The organism is Paroceanicella profunda, assembly GCF_005887635.2.
GTDB lineage: Bacteria > Pseudomonadota > Alphaproteobacteria > Rhodobacterales > Rhodobacteraceae > Paroceanicella > Paroceanicella profunda.
The window spans coordinates 1,385,336-1,406,892 of sequence record NZ_CP040818.1 but is presented as its reverse complement, the minus strand read 5'-3'; the positions used below and the strand labels follow the sequence as shown (position 1 = coordinate 1,406,892).

Annotated in this window: 15 protein-coding genes; 13 read left to right on the top strand and 2 right to left on the bottom strand. The window is 70.7% G+C overall.

Annotation, left to right across the window (positions count from 1 at the left end; translation table 11 throughout):
• The first annotated feature begins 375 nt into the window (after window positions 1–375).
• The 12 genes from FDP22_RS06345 to FDP22_RS06290 all read left to right on the top strand — a co-directional run bounded on the left by FDP22_RS06345 (window position 376) and on the right by FDP22_RS06290 (window position 17,548).
• On the top strand, window positions 376–945 hold the full coding sequence (locus FDP22_RS06345; RefSeq protein WP_138577787.1) for a TRAP transporter small permease: 570 nt from the start codon (window positions 376–378) through the stop codon (window positions 943–945).
• Entirely contained in the window at window positions 945–2,258 is a 1,314-nt protein-coding gene (locus FDP22_RS06340; protein WP_138577789.1) for a TRAP transporter large permease, read from the top strand. The genes FDP22_RS06345 and FDP22_RS06340 overlap by 1 nt, the downstream gene beginning before the upstream one ends.
• The gene (locus FDP22_RS06335) at window positions 2,258–3,532 is read left to right on the top strand and encodes a malonyl-CoA decarboxylase (protein ID WP_205910843.1); all 1,275 of its coding nucleotides are present in this window, start codon (window positions 2,258–2,260) and stop codon (window positions 3,530–3,532) included. Before FDP22_RS06340 ends, FDP22_RS06335 begins: the two co-directional genes overlap by 1 nt.
• 12 nt (window positions 3,533–3,544) lie before the next feature.
• Window positions 3,545–5,062 carry a malonate--CoA ligase gene (locus FDP22_RS06330; protein ID WP_138577793.1) on the top strand — a complete coding sequence of 506 codons (1,518 nt, stop codon included), beginning with the start codon at window positions 3,545–3,547 and terminating at the stop codon, window positions 5,060–5,062.
• A gap of 795 nt (window positions 5,063–5,857) precedes the next feature.
• Window positions 5,858–6,439: an ANTAR domain-containing response regulator gene (locus tag FDP22_RS06325; protein WP_138577795.1), complete on the top strand. Its 582-nt coding sequence runs from the start codon at window positions 5,858–5,860 to the stop codon at window positions 6,437–6,439.
• Complete coding sequence (locus FDP22_RS06320; protein WP_138577797.1) at window positions 6,436–7,485, top strand: CmpA/NrtA family ABC transporter substrate-binding protein; 1,050 nt, start codon at window positions 6,436–6,438, stop codon at window positions 7,483–7,485. The genes FDP22_RS06325 and FDP22_RS06320 overlap by 4 nt, the downstream gene beginning before the upstream one ends.
• Window positions 7,486–7,902: 417 nt before the next feature.
• Complete coding sequence (locus FDP22_RS06315) at window positions 7,903–9,192, top strand: CmpA/NrtA family ABC transporter substrate-binding protein (RefSeq protein ID WP_138577904.1); 1,290 nt, start codon at window positions 7,903–7,905, stop codon at window positions 9,190–9,192.
• A gap of 89 nt (window positions 9,193–9,281) precedes the next feature.
• Complete coding sequence (locus FDP22_RS06310) at window positions 9,282–10,355, top strand: ABC transporter permease (protein ID WP_138577799.1); 1,074 nt, start codon at window positions 9,282–9,284, stop codon at window positions 10,353–10,355.
• Between the two features lie 5 nt (window positions 10,356–10,360).
• On the top strand, window positions 10,361–12,025 hold the full coding sequence (locus tag FDP22_RS06305) for an ABC transporter ATP-binding protein (RefSeq protein WP_138577801.1): 1,665 nt from the start codon (window positions 10,361–10,363) through the stop codon (window positions 12,023–12,025).
• A 63-nt stretch (window positions 12,026–12,088) separates the two neighbouring features.
• Window positions 12,089–14,530, top strand: a complete 2,442-nt coding sequence (nirB, locus tag FDP22_RS06300) for a nitrite reductase large subunit NirB (RefSeq protein ID WP_138577803.1) — start codon at window positions 12,089–12,091, stop codon at window positions 14,528–14,530.
• Window positions 14,527–14,865: a nitrite reductase small subunit NirD gene (gene nirD, locus FDP22_RS06295; RefSeq protein WP_138577805.1), complete on the top strand. Its 339-nt coding sequence runs from the start codon at window positions 14,527–14,529 to the stop codon at window positions 14,863–14,865. The genes nirB and nirD overlap by 4 nt, the downstream gene beginning before the upstream one ends.
• Window positions 14,866–14,890: 25 nt before the next feature.
• Window positions 14,891–17,548, top strand: a complete 2,658-nt coding sequence (locus tag FDP22_RS06290) for a nitrate reductase (RefSeq protein WP_138577807.1) — start codon at window positions 14,891–14,893, stop codon at window positions 17,546–17,548.
• Window positions 17,549–17,566: 18 nt separating this feature from the next.
• Here FDP22_RS06290 and FDP22_RS06285 read toward each other — a convergent pair whose 3' ends face one another.
• The gene (locus tag FDP22_RS06285) at window positions 17,567–18,067 is read right to left on the bottom strand and encodes an Lrp/AsnC family transcriptional regulator (protein WP_138577809.1); all 501 of its coding nucleotides are present in this window, start codon (window positions 18,065–18,067) and stop codon (window positions 17,567–17,569) included.
• Window positions 18,068–18,315: 248 nt separating this feature from the next.
• Here FDP22_RS06285 and FDP22_RS06280 point away from each other — a divergent pair, with 248 nt between their 5' ends.
• Window positions 18,316–19,953, top strand: coding sequence for an aminotransferase class V-fold PLP-dependent enzyme (locus FDP22_RS06280; protein ID WP_239031883.1), 1,638 nt, complete (start codon window positions 18,316–18,318; stop codon window positions 19,951–19,953).
• 316 nt (window positions 19,954–20,269) lie between these two features.
• Here FDP22_RS06280 and FDP22_RS06270 read toward each other — a convergent pair whose 3' ends face one another.
• Entirely contained in the window at window positions 20,270–21,463 is a 1,194-nt protein-coding gene (locus FDP22_RS06270) for an ROK family transcriptional regulator (RefSeq protein WP_138577811.1), read from the bottom strand.
• Between the last annotated feature and the right edge of the window lie 94 nt (window positions 21,464–21,557).

Below are 21,557 nucleotides of genomic sequence, written 5' to 3'. Positions count from 1 at the left end.
CGGTCCGGACCCCGTCCGGACGGGACGCCGCCGCGGTCCGGGCACCCCTGGCCCGGCGGCGCGGCACGGGCCCGGCAGTCTTCCGTCGGGCGGGCGGGCCTCTGCCTCTCCGCCAGGCGCTCCGCGGTTCGCGCAGCACCAACGGCGTCCGGGCAGCGCTTCACCGCCCGGGCAGAGCACCACCGCCCCGGCGACCCTCCGGCCACCCGGGCCGCCCGCCGCCACCCGGGCGGGCATGTCACCCGGCGTGTGGCCGCGCCTGCAGACCTCCGGGGCCCGGACATCGGGCCCCCGCCTCCGATCCCCGACTTCGGGCAGCGCCCCGGAGCCTCGTATCAAGGATGAATGATGTCCGGCACCGCCCCAGCCACGCCCATGCCCCCTGGCACACAGACTGCTGCCACCGCCTCGCCCGTGCCGCGACGTGACACGAGCCACCCGTTCCTGCGCCTGGCCGCGACGCTGTCGCGCGCCTGCGGGGTGGCATCGGCGCTGATGATCGTCGCCTCCATCCTGGTCACCTGCCAGATGATCGCGGTGCGCTTCCTGCTCAACGGCTCCACCACCTGGCAGACGGAGTTCGTCATCTACATGATGATCGCCGCCACGCTCATCGGCCTGCCCTACGTGCAGCTGCTGCGCGGCCACGTGAACGTGGACCTGCTGCCCATCGCGCTGCCGCGCCGGCTGCGGCTGGGGCTGGCCTTCGTCACGCTGGGCACCGCCTTCGCGGTGATCGGGCTGCTGATGGTCTACGGGGTGGAGCTGTGGCACGTGGCCTGGGCGCGGAACTGGACCTCGGACACGGTGTGGCGCGTGCCGCTGTCGATCCCCTATCTCGCGATGCCGGTGGGCTTCGGCCTCTACCTGGTGCAGATCGCCGCCGATCTCTTCGCCGTGGCCTCGGGCCGCGAGACGCCCTTCGGCCTGTCGGAGGACCGCTGATGGACCCGCTCGTTCTCGGCCTGATCGTGGCGCTGGCCACCGTCTTCGTGCTGTTCTCCGGCATCCCCGTGGCGGTGGGGCTGCTCACCGTCTCCGCGCTGTTCCTGCTGGTCTTCGACGGCATGCGCTCCCTCTCGCTGATGCCCGAGATCCTGTTCGGCAAGCTCAACGATTTCGCCCTGCTCTCGATACCGATGTTCATCATCATGGGGGCGGCCATCTCCTCCACCCGCGCCGGCGCCGACCTCTACGAGGCGCTGGAGCGCTGGCTCACCCGGGTGCCGGGCGGGCTGGTGGTCTCGAACCTGGGCGCCTGCGCGCTCTTCGCGGCCATGTCCGGCTCCTCGCCCGCCACCTGTGCGGCCATCGGCAAAATGGGCATCCCGGAGATGCGCAGGCGGGGCTACCCGGACGGCGTGGCCGCCGGCTCCATCGCCGCGGGCGGCACGCTGGGCATCCTCATCCCGCCCTCGGTCACGATGATCGTCTACGGCATCGCCACGGAAACCTCGATCGGGCGGCTGTTCCTGGCCGGGATCCTGCCGGGGCTGATGCTGGTGATGCTGTTCATGGCCTGGTCGATCTACTCCACCTGGAGCTCGGGCAACATGGCGGTGCTGGGCCAGCGGAGCTATTCCTGGCAGGCGCGGTTCGAGATCCTGCCGCGCGTGCTGCCCTTCCTCGCCATCATCGCCGGCGTGCTCTACGCCATGTACGGCGGCGTCGCCACGCCCTCGGAGACGGCGGCGGTGGGCGCGCTGCTCTGCGTGGTGATCGCGGTGGTGATCTACCGGATGTGGAGCATCTCCGCCATCTGGGTGGTGCTGCGCGACAGCACCCGCGAGAGCGTGATGATCCTGTTCATCATCGGGGCGGCGGGGGTGTTTTCCTACATGCTCTCCTCGCTGTTCATCACCCAGTCCATCGCCGGCTGGATCGCGGAGCTGGAGGCGAACCGCTGGGTGATCATGCTGTGCGTGAACGTGTTCCTGCTGATCGCGGGGTTCTTCCTGCCCCCCGTGGCGGTGATCCTGATGGCAGCGCCCATCCTGATGCCGATCATCCAGGGCGCGGGCTTCGACCCCTACTGGTTCGCCGTGGTGCTCACCATCAACATGGAGATCGGCTTGATCTCGCCCCCCGTGGGCCTCAACCTCTACGTCATCAACGGAATCGCGCCGGACATTCCGCTGGGCACCATCCTGAAGGGCTCGCTGCCCTATGTGGCCTGCATGGTGCTGGGCATCCTGATCCTGGCGCTGTTTCCCGGCCTGGCCACCTGGCTGCCGACCCTCGTGATGGGAGCTGCATGATGCGCGCAACCACGATCGTCTCCGACCTCGTCTCCCGCGTGTCCGATCTCGGGCTGGCGCTGATGCCCCAGTCCGGCGGGCGGGCCACGCTGATCGACCGCTGCAACGTGCTGGTGAGCGGCAAGGGCGAGGCCACCAGCCTCGCGCTCGCCCGCGACATCCTGGACCGGTACCAGGCGCTGGAACCGCAGGCCCGCGGCGGCTTCTTCGTCGCCCTCGCCCAGCGCTTCGGCGTGGACGAGGACCGCATGCTGGAGGCCGCGCAGGCCTGGACGGACGACCCCTCCGACACCACCGCCCGCGCCCTGCACGCCGCCTCCGAGCCCCGCGCGCAGGAACTGATCCGCCGGCTCAACCGCGCGCCGGGCGGCACGCAGGCGCTCGTGGCCATGCGCGCCGACCTGCTGAAGATCCTGCGCGACCACCCGGAGACCGCGGCGCTGGACGGTGACTTCAGCCACCTGTTCTCCTCCTGGTTCAACCGCGGCTTCCTCACCCTGCGCCACATCGACTGGCACACCCCCGCCGTGGTGCTGGAGAAGATCATCGCCTACGAGGCGGTGCACGAGATCCAGGGCTGGGACGACCTGCGCCGCCGGGTGGGCGCGCCGGACCGTCGGCTCTACGCCTTCTTCCACCCCGCCCTGCCCGACGAGCCGCTGATCTTCGTCGAGGTGGCGCTCACCGCCGAGATCCCCCGCGCCATCGGCCCGATCCTCGAGGGGGCAAACCCGATGGCCGGGAAGGAGGCGCGCACCGCGGTCTTCTACTCCATCTCCAACTGCCAGCCGGGGCTGCGCGGCATCTCCTTCGGCAATTTCCTCATCAAGACCGTGGTGGAGGAGCTGCGCGCCGAGTTTCGCCGGCTGGAGACCTTCGTCACCCTCTCGCCGGTGCCCGGGCTGCGCGCCTGGGCGGAGTCGGAGGCCGCGGCGAAGGTGCTCTCGGGCGAGGACCGCGAGGCCCTTGCCGCCGGCGCGCCGCCGCCGCCGGAGCTGCTCTCGCGCATCACCGCGAAATTCCTCGTGCAGGCCCGCAGCCCGCGCGGCGGCCCGGTGGACCCCGTGGCGCGCTTCCACCTCGGCAACGGCGCCCGGCTGGAGCAGGTGAACCCGGAGGGCGATGCCTCGCCCGGCGGCATCGAGGCGAGCTGGGGCGCCATGGTGAACTATCTCTACGATCTCGACCGCATAGAGCGTAATCACGAGGCCTTCGCGAACGAGGGCACCATCGCCTTCTCCCCCGCCATCCAGAAACTGATCAAGAGCAAGTAAGGCTGCCCCGACATGTATGACGACAACCACCTCGCCACGCGGCTGCGCGCGGCCTCCCTCGGCGAGACCGACCGCCTCTTCGCCCTCGCCGGCTTCGGGCATCCGCTGAGCTATGAGGCGCTGTTCGGCGCTGCCGAGCGCATGGCCGCCGTGCTGGTCTCCGCCGGGGTGACGCCGGGAGACAGGGTGGCCGTGCAGGTGGAGAAATCGCTCGAGACCATCGAGCTCTACATCGGCACCGTGCTGGCGGGGGGCGTGTTCCTGCCGCTCAACACCGCCTACACCGCCGCCGAGCTGGACTATTTCATCTCCGACGCGGAACCCGCCGTGGTGGTGTGCGACCCCGCGCGGGAGGCGGAGATCACCCCCCTGGCCAGGGGCGCGAAGGTCCTCACGCTGGACGGTCACGGCGAGGGCAGCCTGCGCGCCGCCGCCGATGCCCTGGAGCCCGGCTTCAGGGCCGTGCCGCGCGGGCCGGAGGATCTCGCCGCCATCCTCTACACCTCCGGCACCACCGGGCGCTCCAAGGGCGCGATGCTCACCCACCGCGCGCTGGCCTCCAACTCCGAGACCCTGCGCGACACCTGGCGCTTCACCGCCGATGACGTGCTCATCCACGCCCTGCCGATCTTCCATACCCACGGGCTGTTCGTGGCCACGAACGTGACGCTCTTCGCCGGCGCCGCGATGATCTTCCTGCCGAAGTTCGACGCCGAGGCCATCGTGGCCGCCCTGCCCAAGGCCACCGCGCTGATGGGCGTGCCCACCTTCTACACCCGCCTGCTCGAGCACCCCGGCCTCACCCGCGAGGCCGTGGCGAACATGCGGCTGTTCATCTCCGGCTCCGCGCCGCTCCTGTCGGACACGCATGACAAGTGGCGTGAGCGCACCGGCCATGCCATCCTCGAGCGCTACGGCATGACCGAGACCAACATGAACACCTCGAACCCCTACGAGGGCGAGCGCCGCGCCGGCACCGTGGGCTTCCCCCTGCCCGGGGTGGAGCTGAAGATCACCGAGCCGGAAACCGGCGCCACCCTGCCGCAGGGCGAGATCGGCCTCATCGAGGTGCGCGGCCCCAACGTGTTCTCCGGCTACTGGCGCATGCCCGAGAAGACGAAGGAGGAGCTGCGCGAGAACGGCTTCTTCATCACCGGCGACCTCGGGGTGATCGACGCCGACGGCTACGTGAGCATCGTGGGCCGCTCGAAGGACCTGATCATCTCCGGCGGCTTCAATGTCTACCCCAAGGAAATCGAGGGGCTGATCGACGACCTGCCCGGCGTGGTGGAAAGCGCCGTCATCGGCCTGCCCCACCCGGATTTCGGCGAGGGCGTGGCCGCGGTCGTCGTGCCGGAAGCGGGGGCCGAGCTCACCGAGGCCGGCATCCTCGCCGCGATCTCCGACCGCCTGGCGCGCTACAAGCTGCCCAAGCGGATCTTCTTCGCCGCCGAACTGCCGCGCAACACCATGGGCAAGGTGCAGAAGAAGGCCCTGCGGGACAGCCACGCGACCACCTTCGCCGCCTGACCCCACCCGCGCGAACCCGGAGCACGCCTCCCCTTCCAGGCGTGCTCCCGCCTCCCGCGCGGGGACCCCGCCTGGTCCCACCGCTCCGGGCCGGAGCACCCGTTCTCCGCCCCCCGCGGACCGTCACTGCCCACCGCGCCCTCCCCTCACCCCACGCGGACCGTGACCGTTCACCCGGCATCCCATCGCCTCTCGCGGACCGGCACCACGCACCCCGGCGACCCCTCACCGCTCCACGGACCGGCACCGCTCGCCTTGGCGTCCCCTCACCCCCACGGACCGTCGCCATTCACCATGGCGTCCTGTCGCCGCCCCGCAGACCATCGCCGCTCACACTGGCGTCCCTCCGCCGCACGGCCCGTCACCGCTCGCCCGTGAGTTTCCGATCCCCCGGGGATGGCTTCCGCCCGGTTCCGGCGCGCCGACCGGGCTGAGCCGGTCGGCGCGCCGGGCAGTCCGGATCCCCCATTGGTCCACGTGGCTCTGCGGCACGGGCCATCTCTCCCGCGGCGTCTCCTGAAGCGCCCCCTGGCGCCCGGCGGCCACCGGCGCCCGGTGCGCGCAGCGCACCGTTTCCCGACGGGGGCTCGATGCCCCCCGAGGGGAAGGCCCGCCCGGGGTGCGCCGAACGGCCTTCGCGGGCACGGCCCCTGCGCCTCGGGCACGGTGGGAACGGGAACCGGCCGGCCGCACTCTTCGCGGGGGCGATGCCGCAGCGCAGCAAAACTCTTGATCCGAAGCGCGATTGGCGCTTGTCTGTGGGAACTGTGCGCCCTCCATCCACCGGAGCCCCCCATGCCCCCACTGCACATCGTGGTGATAGACCCCGACGCGGACCGCGCGGCGATGATCCGTGGCGGGCTGGAGGACGAGGGCGAATACCGGGTCACCATCGTTTCGGAAATGCAAGGGATCGCCGCCCGCCTCGCCCGGCTGGACGCCGACATCGTGCTCATCGGCCTCGAGAACCCGAACCGCGACATGCTCGAACAGCTCACCGCCGCCACCGGCCCCTCCGAACGCCCCGTGGCGATGTTCGTCGACCGCTCGGACCGCGCGATGATGCAGGCCGCCATCTCCGCGGGCGTCAGCGCCTATGTGGTGAACGGGCTGCGCAGCGACCGGGTGCGCTCGGTGCTGGAAACCGCCATCGCGCGCTTCCACTCCTTCGCCCGGCTGCAGGCCGAGCTCACCGCCACCAAGGCCGCCCTCGCGGAGCGCAAGACCATCGACCGCGCCAAGGGCATCCTGATGAAGGCCCGCGGCATTGACGAGGAAGCCGCCTACGCCCTGCTGCGCAAGACCGCGATGGACCAGGGCAAGCGCGTGGCCGATCTCGCCGAAGGCCTCGTCACCGCGGCAGGGCTGCTGTCATGAGCCTGGCGCAGGTGGAATGCGGTTTCGTCGCGCTCACCGACAGCGCGCTGCTGGTGGCCGCGCTGGAGATGGGCTTCGCCGCGGAGGAAGGCGTGGACCTGGTGCTGCGCCGCGAGGCAAGCTGGTCCTCCATCCGTGACAAGGTCTCGCTCGGGGTCTACCCGATGGCGCACATGCTGGCGCCACTGCCGCTGGCGATGTCGCTCGGGCTGGGCCCGGTGCCGGCGGAGATCGTGGCGCCCTTCGTGCTGGGGCTGGACGGCAACACCCTCACCGCCGCGCGGCCGCTGGCCGCCGAGCTGCGCGACCTCGGCGCCGCCTTCGGCGATGCGGATGCCACCGCCCGGGCGCTGGTGCGCCGCGCCCGCCGCGATCGGCTGCGCGTCGGCGTGCCCTACCCGCATTCCATGCACCGCGAGCTGGTGCGCCTGCTGATGGAGCGCGGCGGCGGCGACGCGGACCGCGATTTCGACATGGTCGTCGCCCCGCCCTCGCTGCTGAGCGAGGTGCTGATGGCCGGCGAGGTGGACATGGTGATGGTCGGCGAGCCCTGGGGCAGCGTGGCGGTGGAGCGCGGCGCGGCGGAGATGCTGCTCACCGGTGCCAGCATCCGCAGGCACACCCGCGAGAAGGTGCTGGGCGTGCGCCGCGACTGGGCGGAGGAGAACGCCGCCATCCTCGCACAGCTCATGCGCGCGCTGGCCCGCGCCGGCGCCTGGGCCGGGAAGGCGGATTCGCTGCAGGTTCTGGCGGAGATCCTGTGCCTGCCGACCTATCTCGACTGCCCTTCGCCGCTGATCGAACAGGCGCTGCGCGGCGCCTTCGTGATCGACGGTCACGGCCATGTCGGGCAGGACCCCTGCGCCCTGCTGCTGGACGGCGGCGCGCTGTGCATTCCCGACAGCGCGGAGGGGCTCTGGCTGGCTGACCGGGTGTCGGCGCCCTGGGGCATCGCGCCGGCCGACCTGCGCCGCGCCGCGACGACCTGCTTTGCCGATACCGCGGCCCGCACCGCCCTTGCCCCCCTGGGAATCACCCCCGGCTGACAGCCCGGCGGCCCGTTTCGCCCCTGCCGCAGCGCACCCGCCTGGCCGGGAGCGAATCAGCCCTGCGCCCTCTCTTCAGCATATTTGAGCAATTTATGGGCATATTTTGCTTAATATTCGGGCATAAAGCCACTTCAAATATGTGTCGCCTCATATTTTGGCACCTTCTTCCACAACGTATTTGACTCAAACTCCGCTGCAGCGCATACAGAAGGTGACGGAGGCAAAGGCGCCTTCCTTTCGAATCCCCGCTCCGAAGTCGGAGCAGACTTGAGCAATGCCGCTCGAACTCAGCGACCCCGCATACGGGTCTGCGACAGTTCGAGCGGCATTTTTTTTTGTTTCTGGAGATGCCCCATGCGACTGACCCGACTGCTCTGCGGCTCCGCCCTCGCTCTCGTCTCGGCCGTGCCGAGCATGGCCGAAATGCTGGATGTCGAGAAAGACGAACTGAAGTTCGGCTTCATCAAGCTCACCGACATGGCGCCCCTCGCCATCGCCTACGAGAAGGGATTCTTCGAGGACGAGGGCCTGTTCGTCACCCTCGAGCCCCAGGCGAACTGGAAGGTTCTGCTCGACCGGGTGATCGACGGCCAGCTCGACGGCGCGCACATGCTCGCCGGCCAGCCGCTGGCGGCCACCATCGGCTATGGCACCGAGGCGCATATCGTCACGCCCTTTTCCATGGACCTGAACGGCAACGGCATCACCGTGTCGAATGCGGTCTGGGAGGAGATGAAGAAGAACATCCCGGAGGAGGGCGGCAAGCCGGTCCACCCCATCTCCGCCGCCGCGCTGAAGCCGGTGGTGCAGGGCTACAAGGCCCAGGGCAAGTCCTTCAACATGGGCATGGTCTTCCCGGTCTCGACCCACAATTACGAGCTGCGCTACTGGCTGGCCGCCGGCGGGCTGAACCCGGGCTTCTACACGCCCGACAACACCTCCGGGCAGATCGACGCCGACGTGCTGCTCTCCGTCACCCCGCCGCCGCAGATGCCGTCCACCATGGAGGCCGGCACCATCGACGGCTACTGCGTGGGCGAGCCCTGGAACCAGCAGGCGGTGTTCAAGGGCATCGGCGTGCCGGTGATCACCGATTACGAGATCTGGAAGAACAACCCGGAGAAGGTGTTCGGCCTCACCGACACCTTCGTTCAGGAGAACCCGAACACCGCCATCGCGGTCACCAAGGCGCTGATCCGTGCCGCGATGTGGCTGGACGCCGACGACAACGCCAACCGTGCGGAGGCGGTGGAGATCCTGTCGCGCTCGCAATACGTGGGCGCCGACGCGGAGGTGATCGCCGCCTCGATGACCGGCACCTTCGAATACGAGAAGGGCGACGTGCGCGAGGTGCCGGACTTCAACGTGTTCTTCCGCCACAACGCCACCTACCCCTATTACTCCGACGCCATCTGGTACCTCACCCAGATGCGCCGCTGGGGGCAGATCGCCGAGGCGAAACCCGACGCCTGGTACGCCGAGACCGCGGCCTCGGTCTACCTGCCGGAGGTCTATCTGAAGGCCGCCGAATCCCTCATCGATGACGGGCTCGCCGCCCGCGAGGATTTCCCCTTCGGCACCGATGGCTACAAGCCCGCCACCGCCGAGTTCATCGACGGGGTGGAATATGACGGCCACGCGCCGAACGCCTATCTGGACCGGTTCAGCATCGGCCTGAAGGGCGACGAGAAGGTCGGCGGCTGAGGCCGGCCCCGCGGGAGGGGGGAGCCCCTCGCCCTCCTCCCGCACTTCAGCTTTCCCACCCACCGCTCCCCGGACCGAAAGGCAGGACCATGACCGCCCTCACTGATCCCACCCACGTCAAGGCGGCCCGCCAGGAGCGGCGCTTCGCCCGCATCACCAGGGCCGACAAGGTGTTCCGCCTGTTCGGCCTCGCCTGGATCGCGCCGCTGCTGCGCATCGCCGCCGGCGACCAGCCGGGCCCGAACCTGCGCGAGATCTGGCGCACCCTGGGCATTCCGCTGGTGGCCATCGCGCTGTTCCTCGCCGCCTGGGCGGTTCTGGCGCCCCGGGTGCAGACCTCGCTCGGCGCGGTGCCCGGCCCGGCGGCGGTGTGGGAGCAGGCGGTGTCGCTCAACGAGGACTACCTGCGCGAAACCGCCAAGGCGGACGATTTCTACGCCCGGCAGGAGGCGCGGAACGCCAAGCTCATCGCCGCCGGCAAGGAGGACGCGGTGAAATGGCGCGATTACACCGGCGCGCCCACCTACTACGCCCAGATCTGGACCTCGCTGCAGACCGTGTTCTTCGGCTTCCTGGTGGCCACGGCCATCGCGGTGCCGGTGGGCATCCTGTGCGGGCTGTCGCCGGTGATGAGCGCCGGGCTGAACCCGCTGATCCAGATCTTCAAGCCGGTCTCGCCGCTGGCCTGGCTTCCGATCGTCACCATGATCATCTCGGCGGTCTATGCCACCAATGACGGCCTGTTCTCCAAATCCTTCCTGATCTCGGCGATCACGGTCACGCTCTGCTCGCTCTGGCCGACGCTGATCAACACCGCGCTCGGCGTGGCCTCCATCGACAAGGACCTGGTGAACGTGGGCCGGGTGTTGAACCTCGACACCCGCACCCGGATCGTGAAGCTGGTGCTGCCCTCGGCGCTGCCGCTGATCTTCACCGGGCTGCGCCTGTCGCTGGGCGTGGGCTGGATGGTGCTGATCGCCGCCGAGATGCTGGCGCAGAACCCGGGCCTGGGCAAGTTCGTCTGGGACGAGTTCCAGAACGGCTCCTCCCAGTCCCTCGCCCGGATCATGGTGGCGGTGCTCACCATCGGGCTGATCGGCTACGCGCTGGACCGGCTGATGTTCGCGCTCCAGACCATGTTCACCTTCTCGGCCAACCGGTGAGTGTCATGAACCCCATTCTCGAACTGCGCAACGTTTCCAAGGGCTTCGGCACCACGTCGGTGCTGCGCGACGTGAACCTCTCGGTGTCGGAAGGCGAATTCGTGGCTATCGTGGGCTTCTCGGGCTCCGGCAAGACCACGCTGATGAACATCCTCGCCGGGCTGGAGACGCCCGACAGCGGCGCGGCCCTGTTCCGCGGCGCGTCCATCGAGGGCCCGGGGCCGGAGCGCGGGCTGGTGTTCCAGTCCTACTCGCTGATGCCCTGGCTGACGGTGGAGGGCAACGTGGCCCTGGCGGTGAACGCCGTGCACAAGCGCAGGACCCGCGCCCAGCGCGCGGAGCTGGTGCGCCGCTACATCGACATGGTCGGGCTCTCCCACGCGGTGGACCGGCGCCCGGCGGAACTGTCGGGCGGCATGCGCCAGCGGGTCTCCGTGGCCCGGGCGCTCGCCATGCAGCCGGAGGTGGTCCTGCTCGACGAGCCGCTCTCCGCGCTCGACGCGCTCACCCGCGCCAACCTGCAGGACGAGATCGAGGCGATCAGCCAGATCGAGAAGAAGACCGTGGTGCTCATCACCAATGACGTGGACGAGGCGATCCTGCTCGCCGACCGGATCATCCCGCTCAACCCCGGCCCGGACGCCACCCTGGCCGAGGCCTTCGAGGTGCACCTGCCCCGCCCGCGGGACCGCACGGCGATGAATGCGGACCCCGCCTTCAAGAGCCTGCGCGCGAAGGTGACCCAGTACCTGATGGGGGTCGGCATCACCGCCGCCAGCGCGCAGACCCGCTCGCTGCCCGGCATCACCGCCATCCACCACCTTGCGCCCAAGGCGGTGCGCGAGGCCGGCGCCTCGGCGGCCGATGACACCCGTTACCTGCAGTTCTCCGACGTGCACAAGATCTACCCCACGCCGAAGGGCCCGCTCACCGTGGTGGAAGGCTTCGACCTCACGCTGGCGAAGGGCGAGTTCGTGTCCATCATCGGCCATTCGGGCTGCGGCAAATCCACCGCGCTCACCATGGCCGCCGGGCTGAACGGCATCTCCAGGGGCGGCATCATCCTCGACGGCCGCCATGTGGAGGGCGCGAACCCGGAGCGGGCGGTTGTGTTCCAGTCTCCCTCGCTGTTCCCCTGGCTCACCGCGCGGGAGAACGTGGCGATCGGCGTGGACAAGGTCTACCCGAAGGCCAGCCGGCAGGAACGCCAGGACGTGGTGGAATATTACCTCGAGCGCGTGGGCCTGGGCGATGCGATGCACAAGCCCGCCGCCGAGCTCTCCAACGGCATGCGCCAGCGGGTGGGGATCGCGCGGGCCTTCGCGCTGAGCCCCAAGCTGCTGCTGCTCGACGAGCCGTTCGGCATGCTCGACAGCCTCACCCGCTGGGAGCTGCAGGAGGTGCTGATGGAGGTGTGGTCGCGCACCCGGGTCACCGCGATCTGCGTCACCCATGACGTGGACGAGGCGGTGCTGCTCTCCGACCGGGTGGTGATGATGACCAACGGGCCCCGCGCGCGCATCGGCAAGATCATGGACGTGGCCCTGCCCCGCCCGCGCACCCGCCGCGCGCTGCTGGAGCACCCGGACTATTACGCCTACCGCGCCGAGGTGCTGCAGTTCCTCGAAGATTACGAACACGGCCACGCGAAGAAGAAGTCGGCGGCCTGATACCGCGCCCCTCCCCCCGGCGGGAGGGCATTTCCTGAGCGATCCACCAGAAAGGATACCCACATGGGCAAGAAACTGGTTGTCATCGGCGCGGGCATGGCCTCAGGCCGCGCGCTGGAATACCTCTTCGAGACCGACCCCGCCGCCTATGACGTGACCCTGTTCGGCGCCGAGCCGCGCGGCAACTACAACCGCATCATGCTCTCCCCCGTCCTCTCCGGCGAGAAGACCTATGAGGAGATCGTGACCCATGACGCCGCCTGGTATGCGGCCCGCGGCGTGACCACCCGCTTCGGCGAGGCGGTCACCGGCATCGACCGGGCGCGGAAGGTCGTGCTCTCCGCGGGCGGCGAGACACCCTACGACAAGCTGCTGATCGCCACCGGCTCCAACCCCTTCATCATCCCGGTGCCCGGGCATGACCTGCCGGGCGTGATGGCCTACCGCGACCTCGACGACGTGGAGCGGATGCTCAGCGCCGCGCAGGCCGGGGGCGCGCGCGCCGTGGTGATCGGCGGCGGGCTGCTGGGGCTGGAGGCCGCCGCCGGGCTGAAGATGCGCGGCATGGAGGTGAGCGTGGTCCACATCATGCCCCACCTGATGGAACGCCAGCTCGACCCCTCCGCCGCCTTCCTGCTGCAGCGCGCGCTGGAGGCCCGGGGCATCGACGTCTACTGCGAGGCGAACACCGCCGAGATCCGCGGCACTGGCCGGGTGGAGGGCGTGCTGCTGAAGGACGGCCGCGTCATCCCCGCCGACATCGTGGTGATGGCCGTGGGCATCCGCCCCAACATGGCGCTGGCGAAGGAAGCCGGGCTGGAGTGCAACCGCGGGCTCCTGGTCGATGACGCGATGCGCAGCTCGGACCCCGACATCCTCTCCGTGGGCGAATGCGTGGAACATGACGGCGTGGTCTACGGCCTCGTCGCCCCGCTCTACGACCAGGCCCGCGTGGCGGCCGCCACCCTGCTGGACGCGGCGGACGCCTTCCGCGCGGTGGAAATCTCCACCAAGCTCAAGGTCACCGGCTGCGACCTGTTCTCCGCCGGAGACTTCGCCGAGGCCCCGGGCCGCGAGGAGATCGTGTTCCGCGACGCCATGCGCGGCGTCTACAAGCGCCTGGTGCTGGAGGAGAACCGCATCGTCGGCGCGGTGATGTACGGCGACACCGCCGATGGCGGCTGGTTCCTGAGCAAGATCAAGGCCCGCGAGGACATCTCCGAAATCCGCGACACGCTGATCTTCGGCCCGAATTTCGCCGGGGGGGCCGCGCTGGACCCTATGGCGGCCGTTGCAGCCTTGCCGGATGATGCGGAGATCTGCGGCTGCAACGGCGTGTGCAAGGGCCAGATCATCGCCGCAATCGGAAAGGGTGCGACCACGCTGGACGCGGTGAAGGCCGTCACCAAGGCTTCCACCTCCTGCGGCTCCTGCGCGGGGCTGACGGAGAAGGTGGTGGCCCTCACCCTGGGCGATGATTTCGTGCTGCCCGCCGCCGGCGGCATGTGCAAATGCACCGACCACAGCCACGACGAGGTGCGCAAGCTCATCCGCGTGCAGGGGCTGAAATCCATCCCGCAGGTGCAGCAGGCGCTGCAGTGGAAAAGCTCCGGCGGCTGCGCCTCCTGCCGCCCGGCGCTGAACTATTACCTGCTGTGCGAATGGCCCGGCGAATACACCGACCACGGCAAGAGCCGCTTCATCAACGAGCGCGTGCACGCCAATATCCAGAAGGACGGCACCTACTCGGTGGTCCCCCGCATGTGGGGCGGCATCACCAACCCGGCCGAGCTGCGCGCCATCGCCGACGTGGCGGAGAAATTCGCCATTCCCACGGTGAAGGTGACCGGCGGCCAGCGCATCGACCTGCTGGGCGTGAAGAAGGAGGACCTGCCGGCGGTCTGGGCCGACCTGAACCGCGCCGGCATGGTCTCCGGCCACGCCTATGCGAAGGGGCTGCGCACGGTGAAGACCTGCGTGGGCACCGAGCATTGCCGCTTCGGCACGCAGGACAGCACGGGGCTGGGGATCAAGCTGGAAAAGGCGCTCTGGGGTGCCTGGTCGCCGCACAAGTTCAAGCTGGCGGTCTCCGGCTGCCCGCGCAACTGCGCCGAGGCCACCTGCAAGGATTTCGGCGTGGTCTGCGTGTCGGAGGGCTACCAGCTCCACGTGGGCGGGGCCGCCGGCCTCGACGTGCGCCAGACCGAGCTTCTGTGCACGGTGAGGACGGAGGAGGAGGCCATCGAGTATTGCGCCGCCTTCTACCAGCTCTACCGCGAGAACGCCCAGTACCTGCACCGGCCCTACAAGTGGATCGCGAAGGTCGGGCTCGCTTGGGTGAAGGAGCAGGTGGTGGAGAACGAGGAGAGCCGCAAGGCCCTGGCCGCGCGCTTCTTCCACTCCCAGACATTCCATCAGAAGGACCCCTGGGCCGAGCGCGTGCGCGGCACGGATTCTCATGAGTTCGCCCCGTTGGCGGACCTGACGAAGGTGGCAGCAGAATGAGCGATTTCATCGATATCGGCGCGCTGGAGGACATTCCGCTCCAGGGCGCGCGCGTGGTGCGCACCCACATGGGCTGCATCGCGGTGTTCCGCACGGCGGAGGACGAGGTCTTCGCCCTCGACGATGCCTGCCCGCACAAGAAGGGCCCGCTGTCGAACGGCATCCAGCACGGCCGCGCTGTCACCTGCCCGCTGCACAACTGGGTGATCGACCTCTCCACCGGCCGGGCCACCGGCGCGGACGAGGGCGGCGTGGCCACCTACCCGGTCACCGTGGCGGAGGGGCGCATCCTGCTGGATGCCGCCAGCCTCGCAGCCCGGCTCGCGGCACAGTAGCATGGCGCGCGCGGGAGAGACGGCGATGCCGGGACAGGACGTCAGCACCACATGCCCCTACTGCGGTGTCGGCTGCGGGGTGATCGCAACCCCCACCGGCCCCGACAGCGCCCTCGTCCGGGGCGACCCGGCGCATCCGGCGAATTTCGGCCGGCTGTGCTCCAAGGGCTCGGCGCTGGGGGAAACCCTCTCCCTCGAAGGCCGGCTGCTCGCCCCCCGCATCGCCGGGCGCGAGGCCGGCTGGGACGAGGCGCTGGAGCTGGTGGCCCGGCGCTTCGCCGAGACCATCGCCGAACACGGGCCCGATTCGGTGGCCTTCTACGTGTCCGGCCAGTTGCTGACGGAGGATTACTACGTCGCCAACAAGCTGATGAAGGGCTGGATCGGCTCCGCCAACATCGACACCAACTCCCGCCTGTGCATGGCCTCTTCCGTGGCGGGCCACAGGCGCGCCTTCGGGGCGGACACGGTGCCGGGCACCTACGAGGACCTGGAGGAGGCGGACCTGGTGGTGCTGGTGGGCTCCAACCTCGCCTGGTGCCACCCGGTGCTGATGCAGCGCCTGCTCGCGGCCCGCGAGGCGCGCGGCACGCGCATCATCACCGTGGACCCGCGCCGCACCAACACGGCGGAGGCGGCGGACCTGCACCTCCCCCTCGCCCCCGGCTCCGACGTCACGCTGTTCAACAGCCTGCTGCGCGAGATCGCGGCGCGCGGTGCGCAGGATGACGCGTATATCGCCGCCCATGTCTCCGGCGCCGCGGACGCCTTCGCCGCCGCCGCGGCCGCCACCCCGGAGGAGACCGCCCGCGTCACCGGCCTCACCCCCGCCGCCATCGCCGCCTTCCACGACATGTGGATCGGCACGCCCCGCGTGGTCACCGTCTATTCCCAGGGCGTGAACCAGGCCTCCGACGGCACGGACAAGGTGAACGCCATCCTCAACTGCCACCTCGCCACGGGCCGCATCGGCACCCCCGGCGCGGCGCCCTTCTCCGTCACCGGCCAGCCCAACGCGATGGGCGGGCGCGAGGTGGGCGGGCTGGCGAACATGCTCGCCTGCCACCTCGACATCGAGAACGACGCCCACCGCGCCCTGATGCGCGGCTTCTGGGACAGCCCGCGCCTGCCCGAGCGGCCCGGGCTGAAGGCGGTGGACCTGTTCGACGCCTGCGCCACCGGGCAGATCAAGGCGCTCTGGGTGATGTGCACGAACCCCGCCGTCTCCCTGCCGCGCGCCGACCACGTGGCCGAGGCGATCCGGAGCTGCGATTTCGTCGTCGTCTCCGACATCGTGGCGGACACCGACACCACCCGCCTCGCCGACGTGCTGCTGCCCGCCACCGGCTGGGGCGAGAAGGACGGCACGGTCACCAATTCCGAGCGCCGCATCTCGCGACAGCGCGCCTTCCTGCCGGCCCCGGGCGCGGCGCGCGCCGACTGGCGCATCATCTGCGATGTCGCCGCGCGCATGGGCTTCGGCGCCGGCTTCGACTATGCCGGCCCGGCCGAGATCTTCCGCGAATACGCGGCACTCTCCGGCCTCGCGGCGCGCGCGGGCGGAGATTTCGACCTCTCCGGCCTCACAGGGCTGGATGACTGGGGCTACGAGGCCCTCGCCCCGCGGCACTGGCCGGTGCCGGCCGCGGGCCCGGAGGGCGGGCGCTTCTTCGCCGAGGGCGGCTTCTTCACCCCGGACCGGCGCGGCCGCATGCTGCCGCTCACCCAGCGCAGCAGTCCGAACGCGGTGAGCGCGGACTACCCGCTGCTGCTCAACACCGGCCGGGTGCGCGACCACTGGCACACCATGACCCGCACGGCGAAATCCGCCCGCCTCAGCCGCCACCTCGCCGAGCCCTTCGTGGAGATCCACCCGCGTGACGCCGCCGCCGCCGGCCTCGCCCATGCCGCGCTGGCCCGGATCGAGAGCCCGCATGGCGAGATGCTCGCCCGGGTGCGCATCACCGACCGCACGCCGCCGGGCCTGCTGTTCGCGCCCATGCACTGGACGGGGGAATGGAGCTCCAGGGGCCGGGTGGACGCGGTGATGGCCGCGGAGACCGACCCGGTCTCCGGCCAGCCGGAACTCAAGCGCACCGCGGTGCGCATCGCCCCGCTCGCCCCGGCCTGGTACGGCTTCGCGGTGACACGCCACACGCCCCGGCCCGCCGGCGGCTACTGGGCCCGGGCCCGCACCGAGCAGGGCTGGCGGCTGGAACTTGCCGGCACCGAGCGCCCGGGAGACTGGGAGGCCCTTGCCCGCCGCACGCTGGGCGTGCCGGCCCGCGCCATCGCCGTTTCCTATGTCGACGCGGCCCGGGGCCAGGCGCGCATCGCCTTCCTGGACCCGGAGGGCGGCATCTCGGCGGCCTTCTACGCCGCCCCCTCGCCGGTGGCCGTGGCGCGCGATTTCGTGAGCGCCGCGTTCACGGACGCGGGGCCCGCCACAGGCGACATCCTCGCCGGGCGCCCCGGCGCGGGGCGCGTCGACCCGGGCCCGGCGGTCTGCGCCTGTTTCAACGTGGGCGTGAACACCATCACCCTCGCCATCGAGGAACAGGGGCTGATCACCGTCGAGCAGATCGGCGCCGCGCTGCAGGCCGGCACCAACTGCGGCTCCTGCAAGCCCGAGCTGCGCGCCCTCATCGCCGCCTCGGGGCGCGGCAGCGTCGCCGCCCAGTGAGCCGGGCCATTGCCCCCCTCAGCCGGCCTCCTCGTCGGGGCCGGTGCCGGTGGGGCCGATGAGGTATTTCACCGGCACGGCGGTGGTGAACTTCATCTCCTCCATCGCGATGGAGGAGTTCACCTCGGAGAATTCCAGCCGCGCGATCATGCGCTTGTAGACCAGGTCGTAGCGCGCGATGTCCGGCACCACGATCTTGAGGATGTAGTCTGTCTGGCCGGTGAGCCGGTAGGCCTCCACGATCTCCTCCGTGTCCTCCACCAGCGCCCGGAACGCCTCCAGCCACTTCACCTCGTGGCGCGGCGCCTTCACCCCGATGAACACCGTCATCGGCAGGTTGGCCTTCGCATGGTCGACCAGCGCCACCCGGCGCCGCACCACGCCAAGCTCCTCCAGCCGCCGGATCCGCCGCCAGCAGGGGGTCTTCGACAGGCCCACATCCTCCGCGATCCGCGCCACCGGGTAATCGGCGTCGCGCTGGAGGATCTCCAGGATCCTCTGGTCCGTGGCGTCGAACATGCAAGTCTCCCCAGCGTCACCCTCAGGCACAGTCTGCCCCGTGCCGCGATGCGATTCCATCGCCGCAGCGCCCCTGCGGCGCCCGGTCACGCAGACGAGCACGGGCCGAAACCGCGTCGCACCAAACCAACCGAACACGCATCAGAATACCAGTAAAGTCAAATTTTCCGGAACCGCGTATTGACTCGCGGTCAAAACGCAGGCCAATCATAATTTACAGAAAATCCCGCAAAACTCCGGAGCCGCCCATGTCCGTCGCCCCCGTTCCCGCCATGCCCGACGCGCTGGTCGCCCGCATCCGTGACGGGGTGATCGGCGAAGGCGCCACCATCGACGGGCCCTTCGGCCCGCGCGCGCTGATCTATGCGGATTACGTGGCCTCCGGGCGCGGGCTGGATTTCGTGGAGGCGGCGCTGCGCGAGCGCGTGCTGCCGCTCTATGCCAACACCCACACCGAGACCTCCGCCACCGGGCGCGAGACCACCCGCCTGCGCGAGGCCGCGCGCACCGCGGTGCGCCGCGCCGTGGGGGCGGAGCCGCGCCACGCAGTGATCTTCGCCGGCGCCGGCGCGACGGGGGCGGCCGACCGGCTGGTGCGCGGGCTCGCCCCGGGGCCGGAGACGGTGGTGTTCATCGGCCCCTACGAGCATCATTCCAACGACCTGCCCTGGCGCGAGAGCGGCGCCTGCATCGAGCGCATCCCGCTGGACCGCGCCGGGCGCATCTGCCGCGCCAGCCTGGACGCCGCCCTCGCCCGCCACCCGGGTGCGGCGCTGAAGATCGGCGCCTTCTCGGCGGCCTCGAACGTGACCGGCGTGAAGTCCGACATCCGCGGCATCGCCCGCGCGCTGCATGCCGCCGGCGCCTGGTTCGTGTGCGACTTCGCCGCCGGCGGGCCCTACATGGAGATCGACATGGCCGAGAGTGCGCCGGGGGCCGCGGACGGCATCGACGCCATCCTGCTCTCGCCGCACAAGTTCATCGGCGGGCCGGGGGCCTCCGGGGTTCTGGTGGCGGACCGCGCGCTGTTCCGCACCGCCCGGCCGGGCATCGCCGGCGGCGGCACGGTGAGCTATGTCACGGAAACGGAACATGTCTTCCTGCGTGACATCGAACGGAGGGAGGAGGCCGGCACGCCCGACATCCTCGGCAACATCCGCGCCGGGATGGCGCTGGACCTGAAGATGGCCGTGGGCGCGGCGCGCATCGAGGCACTGGAGCAGGCCCATGTCGCCCGCCTGCTCGACGCGCTGGACGCGCTGCCCGGGGCGGAGCTGCTCGGCCCCCGCGACGCGCCGCGCTTCGGCGTGTTCGCGCTCAACATCCGCGCCGGCGCGCGGCTGCTGCACCACAATTTCGTCGTCGCCCTGCTCAATGACCTGTTCGGCATCCAGGCCCGCGGCGGCTGTTCCTGCGCCGGGCCCTACGGCCATGCGCTGCTCGGCATCGGGCCGGAGCGCGCCCGCGCCCACGCCGCCCAGGTGGCCGCCGGCCGGGCGCTGTTCCGCCCCGGCTGGGTGCGGCTGGGGGTGAATTATTTCCAGAGCGCGGAGACGGTGGAGCACCTGGCCACCGCCCTCGGTTTCATCGCCCGCAACGGCGCCGCCTTCCTGTCGCGCTACACGGTGGACGCGGCCAGCGGCACCTGGCGCGCGGCGGGGGAGCGCCGGCCCGCCCCCGCCTCGCTGCGCGCGCTGTGGGAAACGGAAGCGCCTGTCGCCGCCCCGGCTCCCGCCTTCGATGCCTGCCTGGCGGAGGCCGAACGGCTGGCCGCCGAACCGCAGGGCACGGCCGCCCCCGGGCCGGCCTTGCCGCCCGAGGCAGAGGCCCTGCGCTGGTTCTGGCTGCCCGGCGAATGTCCGGAGGCCGGTGAAGCCGCGGCCTGAGCCCGGCGCCTTCGCCGCACGCGGCACCGCGGGGCGGGCCCGGGCCGACGCTGATGCCGGTCCGAAGCTGACACCGAGCCGAGCCGAGCCGAGCCGAGCCGAGCCGAGCCGAGCCGAGCCGAGCCGAGCCGAGCCGAGCCGAGCCGAGCCGAGCCGAGCCGAGCCGAGCCGAGCCGAGCCGAGCCGAGCCGAGCCGAGCCGAGCCGAGCCGAGCCGAGCCGAGCCGAGCCGAGAACGGTGCCGCCGTGACGGACGGCCTGCAAGGCTCCGATCGGGGGTCTTCACCGACTGATGGCGCTCCCCCGCGGCCGGGGCCTCAGGGCGCCGCGCGGCGTTTGACCAGCAGTTCCCGGTCCGGCGAGAAGGACCGCACGATGGGCAGGATGGCGGCGCCCAGCGAGCGGGCGGCGAAGCCGATGGTTCCGGCGCGGATCTCCAGCGGGCTGGTGCCGGTCACGTCGATCTGCGCGAAGGCCCGGCGGGTTTCCTCGGTCAGCGCCTCCACATCCACGCTGTCCAGCATCGCGTCGATCACCACGCCCTCGAAGTCGATCACCGCGGCGGAGGCGGCGATGGCATGGGCAATGCCGCGCGCGGCGCGGGCGCGCCAGTCCAGCCAGGCCGGGTGCGACCGCGCCATGCGCACCTTCTCGCGCATCTCCCCGGCGGAGCCGATGCCGGCGGAGGCGAGCGACCGGTCCAGCCCCAGCAGCGAGGCCTGGCGGATGAGCTGTTCCGGCCCCGCAGGCCCGGGCACCGGCATCGAGCCGATGGCGCCCGCGTTGGCCCGGGTGCCTTCGAGCAGCCGCCCTTCCAGCACCACGCCGCCGCCGATGAACGTGCCCACGTAGATGTAGAGCGCGGAGGAGAACTCCATCGCCCGGCCCAGCATCATCTCCGCCGCGCAGGCGGCGGTGGCGTCGTTCCACATCTCCGCCGGCAGGCCGAAGAGCGTGTGCACGGTGCCGGTGATGTCGACCTCGTCCCAGTCCTGCAGCTCGCGCGGGCCGAGTTCGAGCACGTCGCCCCAGCCCGAGAGCGTGCCCGGCGCCGCCACGCCCACCCCGATGATGCGCGCGTGCTGCGCGGGGGTGACGCCGGACATCAGCGCCGCGGCCTCGCTGGCCAGCCGGGCCATCACGTCGGCGCAGCGCGGCACGTCGTAGCGCGCCTCGCGGGCCAGGATCACCTCGCCCAGGAAATCCACCAGCGCCAGTTCAAGGCTGCGGCGCCCGATCTTCACGCCGATGGAGAGCGCTCCCTCCGGCGCCAGCGCGATGGGGGTGGAGGGCTGGCCCACGCGACCGCGCACCTTCTCCTCCTTGCGCACCAGCCCTTCCTTGAGCAGCGCGTTCACGATGACCGAGGCGGATTGCGCGGTGAGCCCCGTGGCCCGCGCGATCTCCGCCTTCGGCATCGGCCCGCTCTGGCGGATGAGGTCGATGATCAGGCGACGGTTGTAGGCGCGGAGGCCGGCCTGGTCTCCGCCGGGAATCGTCGAGGGCGGCATGCTTCTAATTCACTCCTGGTGATCTTTTGCCAGCATCCCCCAAGGCGCGCGAAAGCGCAATGCGCCCGCGCGCCGTCGCCCCGGGGAGGGCCGG